The 1,018-nt window shown below is 61.3% G+C and carries 1 protein-coding gene; it reads right to left on the bottom strand.

The window, feature by feature from the left end; genetic code table 11:
• Positions 1 to 156: 156 nt before the first annotated feature.
• On the bottom strand, positions 157 to 1,018 hold an 862-nt coding region (locus RCH10_RS27690; protein WP_409054855.1), incomplete at its 5' end, for an IS5 family transposase.

The raw sequence follows: 1,018 nt of genomic DNA, 5'->3' as shown, positions 1-1,018 counted from the left end.
GGATGGTCTGCACAACCCGTCGCGAGGCGAAGTTCGGACACGAGTTGATGTCGATATGAAACGATTGACGCATGCGTGCCGAGTTTTGCGCCAATGCGCAACTTGAAGCGGTCGCTTTTCACTCGCTTTGGGCCTTCGCCCGTGCGGCGGACGCACTCATGCCTGCATCCCCTGAATAACCCGCTTTCTGACCATCCACAAATTGCTCAGTGCAAACAGCGTGTGCAGCTGTGCCGTGTTCTTGGCCAGCCCGCGGTATCGCACCTTCACGAACCCGAACTGCCGTTTGATCACCCGAAACGGATGCTCGACCTTGGCCCGCACGCTGGCCTTGAGCTTCTCGATCTGGTCCGTCAGCGCCTCGATGGGATTGCTCTTGTCCAGCGCCCTGCGCTTGCCCGGGCGCATGGCCACTTGCCACGGCACACCTGTGGCTTCGTTGCGCTTCATCGCGCCCTGGTAGCCGGCATCGGCGAAGACCACTTCCTCATCTCCGTGCAGCAACGCATGCCCCTGGGTCACGTCGTTTACGTTGGCCGCAGTGCCGATGACCGTATGCACCAGCCCCGAGTCGGCATCCACACCGATGTGTGCCTTCATACCAAAGTGCCACTGGTTGCCCTTCTTGGTCTGGTGCATCTCGGGGTCGCGCGTGCCTGTGGCGTTCTTGGTCGAACTGGGCGCGGCAATGAGGGTGGCATCGACGGCGGTGCCCGCCTTGAGCAGCAACCCCTTGGCCGTGAGCATGGCGTTGACGGTGGCCATGATCTGCAAGGCCAGATCATTGGATTCGAGCAGATGACGGAATCTGAGGATGGTGCTCTCATCAGGCAGTCGGCTGATCCCAGGATCAAGCCGTGCGAACTCGCAGTACAGGGGCGTGTCGTACAGGGCCTCTTCCATGGCCGGGTCCGACAGGGTGAACCATTGCTGCATGAAGTGGATGCGCAGCAGCGTCTCTACGGCAAAGGGTGGCCGACCCGTCTTACCTGCGGGTGCATGGGGCTGGATCAGTCCG

This window comes from Variovorax sp. GrIS 2.14, assembly GCF_046115955.1.
GTDB lineage: Bacteria > Pseudomonadota > Gammaproteobacteria > Burkholderiales > Burkholderiaceae_C > Variovorax.
This window is presented reverse-complemented; position numbering and strand designations above follow the sequence as displayed.